Origin of the sequence: Schaalia sp., from assembly GCF_050312375.1 — a bacterium.
Lineage (GTDB): Bacteria > Actinomycetota > Actinomycetes > Actinomycetales > Actinomycetaceae > Pauljensenia > Pauljensenia hyovaginalis.
In genome coordinates this window covers 1-5,180 of record NZ_JBNOYB010000076.1, presented here as the reverse complement: position 1 = coordinate 5,180, position 5,180 = coordinate 1, and the positions used below count along the sequence as shown (strand labels likewise).

The window sequence follows — 5,180 nt, the reverse complement described above, 5'->3', positions numbered from 1 at the left end:
CAGCCGCCGGGCTTCACCCAGCCCGGGGCGTACCCCCAGCAGCCCGGCTTCACCCAGCCCGGGGCGTACCCCCAGCAGCCCGGCTTCACCCAGCCCGGGGCGTACCCCCAGCAACCGGGCGCATATCCGGGGATGTGAACGCGGGGCGTGATCCCTTCACGTTCTCCCGTCGGGGGCGGTGGATGAGTTCGGCCTCGTCCGCCGCCCTCGTCGTTCCCGCCTCTGGCCTCGTCCGCCGCCCTCGGCGTTCCCACCACCGCCCTCGGCGTTCCCGCAGCCACGGTATTCCCGCCGCCGCCCCGGTTTTCCCGCAGTCCCGCCGCGTCCATCGCCCTTCGCCGAAGAGCCGGAGGCCTCACTCGCTCGACTCGCCTTGAAGTCGCGCGTCCTTCGGAATGAGGACGCGGATCAGGAAGTGACTGTCCGCGGACACCCTCATGCTTCCGCCGAGGGCTTCCACCCGCGAGCGCATTCCCGAAAGCCCCGTCCGCTCGACCACGTCGACCTTCTCCGCCAGGGGGTTGCGGATTCTCAACGACCAGGTGAAGGGCCCTTCATCGAAGAGGGCATCGATGCGCTGTGCGTCGGCGTGGAGGACCGCGTTCGTCGTCGCCTGGGACAGCACGGCGATCATAACCTCTGCGACCTGAGGGGCGCCGGGAAGAGAGCCCCGTATGACGAGCTCGCACCCCATGAGCGCGCACCCGGATGCGATCGCCTGGAGGCGCTGCGCGCTCACGTCGGCGGAGTCGGCGCGCAGGTCCTCGTCGAGAGTCACGAGCATGTCGGACAACGCCCGGGTGCGCGACGGCTCGGACACGCCGTCCTCGAGGAAGCAACGGACGAAGGTGAGCCTTTGCGCGAGGACGTCGTGGATCCTCAACCGCGCACCGAGGATGTCCTGCTTCTCCATGAGCGCGTTGATGCGCCTGAGCGATGCCTGCAGATGCTGCATCGATTCGGCGAGGGCGGTGTTCTCCTTCTCAAGGCGTTCGATGAGGTCGACGTGCTCGGTCACATCCTGTCCCCAGATCTGCTCGCGCAGGTGGATGATCCCGTGCTCCATGCTCATCCTCCTCATGAGCCAGGCCCGGCACCCGTGGCGCAGGAGGATCGGTCCCGTATCGGAGGAACCCTTCTCCTCCTGGCCGCGGATTCCGGGCGAGCCGGAACGCAGGATCCTGATCGCAAGACCGTCTTTGGTCGAGTTCTCAGCCAGTTCCCGCCAGATCTGGTCGATCGGCGTGTGCGCATTCAGCCCCCGGGCCGCAAGGACGCGGTTCATCTCGTCGTTGAGGAGCAGCGGCGCTCCCGATGCGGAACCTATGGCGATCGCGCCCGGGAATCGTTCGAAGGCGATCTTCATGGTGAGTCCGCCCGGTTCGCGCCAGAAGGACGCGGTCTCGTGGAGGAAGATGAGGACTGTGATCGCCGCGAGTAGGAGGATTCCGACGAGGATCAGGATGCAGGCGAGCTTCGGATCCGTCCGGGGGATCCCCGTGCTCAGATCCTCATTGAGACCCGCGATGAGGAGCGCGCCCGCGACGATGGAGAGGTCGAGAGCGCAGCGGACGCGCATCTGACCGCTCCTCGCACCCGGAAGGCAGTGCGCGACGAGGGCGAGAAAGCGCCGGGCCCCCGCGCCCGTGCGGCGCTTGAGCGGGCCGAGCGAGGCGAAGAGGAGGCAGTCGGCGATGAGGGGGAGCAGTCCGATCCAGGCGAAGCGGCGGATCTGCTGATGGGGAGCGAAGGGGCTCCCCCAGTTGAGGGAGTCGTGGGCGAAGGCGATCGTCACGCCCAGGATCACATGGAGGACGAGCAGGACGGCGGGGACGAGGAGATTGAGCCAATGCCGCCGCAGGATGACGATCACGCCGATGAGGATCGCGCTCGCCGCGGAGGCGAAGGCCGCGATCTCGATGATGCTCCAGGCCGCATGGCCGAGGAATGCGAGGCTCAGCACGCTTCGCCTCCTGTTCGCGCGCACCCGAAGGCGAAGCGGAGGTGCAGGGCTTCACCCTCGATGTCGATGCCGCAGTCGGGATCGAGGGCGAGGAGGCGATCGGCGATCTCCGCATCGATGTCCCCGATGGCCTCGAGGAGAGCGGTGAGCTCGCCCCGTCCGTCCCGCTCGGCGAAGTGGACGAGGAGTTCCGCTCCGTCGTGCTCCGCGTGTTCGATGAGGACCTCCCGGAGGATCCTCAGCGCACGCAGCCCCTCGTCGGCGGGGATCATGGCTTCATCGGGGGAGGCGAGGGGCACGAGCGCGGCGAGGTGCGTCTGAGTGGAGGCCGCCGCGATGAAGCGCGAGAAGGCGCGCAGGAGATCCGCGGCGCGGTTCCAGTCCTCATCGGAGTGCGGGTTCCCGTTCGTGTAGGAGGAGCCGAGGAGGAGCGCGCCGGTGTACTTCACATAGGCCAGATCGACGGCGAGGAGGCGGAGGATCTGGGCCCGTCGGGCGTTCGGCGTCGTCGGGAGTTCCTCGCCGAGGGCGTTGATGCGCGCGAGGGCGGGTTCGGAGAGGCGATCGTAGGCGTTGAGGACCCGATTCCTGTGCGCGAGCTCGCCCTCGAGGCCTTCGATGTCGGCCTGGCGGGCGATCATTTCGCGGGAACGGACGAGTCTGGCCCGAGTCGCGGAGAGGCGTTCTCGCAAGGACTCGAGCTCGGACACGTCGATCTCCCAGACGAGGCGGCCGCCGGGAACGGCCAATGCGCCCTCCGAGACGGATCTCCTCGGCGCATCCGCCAGGGCCTCGAGGGAGCGGGTCCTGGCGAGGATGCGCCCGTCGGAGTCTTCAATGCGCGCGGGGAGGCCGAAGTGGACGAATCCCTCGCGATACTTGCGGGCCGTGGGGATGAAGCCCGTTCTGACGGTGATCTCGCAGAAGGTGACGACCGCGATGATGAGGATGAGCGCCGACTCGATGTCCCGGGCCTGAGTGCTCCAGCGTTCCCCCGGCGTGAGGACGCTGAGAACGACGAGGAGGACAAACTCGATTCCGAGCGCCGCACGGCCGCCTCCCCGGCGGGCGATGCGGACGAGGAGCACCCACGTGAGCAAGGATTCCGCGATGATCCAGCCGAAGATCAGAGTGCGGCCGACGCCGATGGTGTAGGGGTCTCCGCGTGAGAAGCCGTCGGGGAAGTCGAAGACGAGTCCGTGGAGTGTGGTCGTCGAGACGAGGACGAGGAAGGCGAGGGACACGATGATGGAAACCCACTCGACCCGCCGTCGCAGCGGCACCGCGATGGTCTCATCCGCTTCGACTGCGAAGGCGAGCATCGCGGTCGGCATGGTGAGCAGGGGCACGTAGTAGAGGATCCAGACGACGACCTCGGCCTCGGCGGGCGCCGAGAGCCTGAGGAGGCGGAGCAGGGCATATTGGGCGAGGAGGACGGACTGGAGGACGAGGAGGCCTCGGAGGCGGGGCACCGCGACGCGCCAATAGAGGCTGGCCCCCCAGGCGATGACTCCGAGGAGGGCGAGCGTGTAGAGGACGTGCCCGCTGGAGAGGGGGCTCGAGCGGGTCGTCGGGCGGTCCGCTGCGAAGGCCTCGGCAGCCGCATCGGCGGCGTGGAGCTCCTCAACCCGGAAGGGCTGTGCATCGAGCGCTGTCGAGCCCCCGGGGGCGGGGCCGCCGAGGGCTCCGGCTTCGTCGAGCGCCTCAGCCGCCTCGGGCAGGGCTGAAGCCAGAGCGGCGCGATCGAGGGCGGATTCCTTGCGGGAGGCGACGCCGATGAGGCAGGTGCGCCTCGGCCCGGGTATCTCGGCCCAGGTGCTCTCAGGATGGTCCCTGCGGAGGAGGAGCGCCCATTCCAGGGGGAGGATGAGGATCGCGTCGCGCACCCCGGGGGCGAGGAGCTTCTCAAGATCCGAGTACCCGCCCATATCCGTCGGAGCTTCCCGCGCGGCGAAGTCGCGCAGGACCTCGAGGGCAGTTTCGGAGTCTCCGGGGTCGGCGCCCGGGGGCGCCAGGAGCGACACGAGTGCGGCGAGCGAGAGGCCGCGATCACCGTGGGCGATGCCGATCCGGCACGGCGAGGCGGCGAGTCGCTCGGTGCTGGAGGCGTCGCACTGCCCGAGCGTGAGGACAACGGGCCGGGTGAGGGCGAGGGGCTCGAATCGCAGGGCGGGGCCCGAGGCCCGGAGGGACTCAAGGGTGGGGGCGTCGATGAGGATGGCGGTGTCCTCGGCGAGGGTCTTCTCGAGAATGCGCCGGTGGTCGATGCTCAGCAGTTCGCGCCCGCTGGCCTCTTCGAGGGCCTGCGCGAGGAGCGCGGGGGCCTCCCGTGGCACTGCGATCGTTCCCGGCGGCGTCTTCGGCGCGAAGAGCGGCGGGAGGATGAGCGAGCATGCGAGGACGAGGGCGAGGAGCACTCGTTGCCAGGGGCGCACGGTCAGGCCCCCTGGACGCGCCCTTGGTGCACTTCGCCTCCGGAGGCGCGCCCGAATGCGCTCTCGGCTTCATCGACGACGATGTACCCGGAGGACATGGCGTAGAGGGCGAGGCGCGTGATCGAACGGAATCCGGTCTTCGTCAGGATCGAGGAGATGTTCGTCTTGATCGTGTTCTCAGAGAGCCCGAACAGGTCCGCGATCTCCGCTCGGGTCCTGCCCGCGCAGGTCTGCCTCAGGACCGCGATCTCCCGTTCGGTGAGTTCGTTGTAGCCGAGGAAGGGGATGGAGGGCCTGGCCGGATAGGTGGAGTATCCCTCCGCGCTCGCCTTGAGGACGGAGGTGAGTTCCTGTGAGGAGACGTCCTTGTAGATGAAGGAGACGGCGCCCGCTTTGCGCGCCTCCTCGGGGAATGTCAGGTCGGGCATGGCCGTCATGAGGACGACGCGCGTCGAGGGGACGGTCCGCACGACTTCTTTGCAAGCGGCGAGTCCGGAGGCACCGCCGTCGGTGCAGATGTCCATGAGGAGCAGGTCGGGCCTGAGGCGGGCGCAGGCCTCGACGGCGTCGAGAGCGGAGACGATGCCGCCGATGACTTCGAGGTCTTCGTGGGCGTTGATGGTCTTCACGAGGGCGTCGAGGAGGAGCATCTGGTCTTCGACGACAAGGACCGAGTATTTCGGCCTCTCGTTCTCGGGCATCCTCGTCCTCCTTGAGAAGGGGCGGCGGCCCCGCTGCGCACGGGCGCCCGTCAGTGCGGGCATGGTCGCGCTGCGGAGCGC

Annotated in this window: 3 protein-coding genes; all 3 read right to left on the bottom strand. The window is 68.6% G+C overall.

All coding sequences use genetic code 11. From position 1 onward, the window contains the following. Positions 1 to 355: 355 nt before the first annotated feature. A complete protein-coding gene (locus ACQY7V_RS06035; RefSeq protein ID WP_303772907.1) occupies positions 356 to 1,963 on the bottom strand; it encodes a hypothetical protein in 1,608 nt (535 codons plus the stop codon). Further along, on the bottom strand, positions 1,957 to 4,398 hold the full coding sequence (locus ACQY7V_RS06030; protein ID WP_320836067.1) for a hypothetical protein: 2,442 nt from the start codon (positions 4,396 to 4,398) through the stop codon (positions 1,957 to 1,959). The genes ACQY7V_RS06035 and ACQY7V_RS06030 overlap by 7 nt, the downstream gene beginning before the upstream one ends. A 2-nt stretch (positions 4,399 to 4,400) precedes the next feature. After that, positions 4,401 to 5,180 (bottom strand): response regulator transcription factor (locus ACQY7V_RS06025; protein WP_428639348.1); only part of this gene is annotated, 780 nt, incomplete at its 5' end.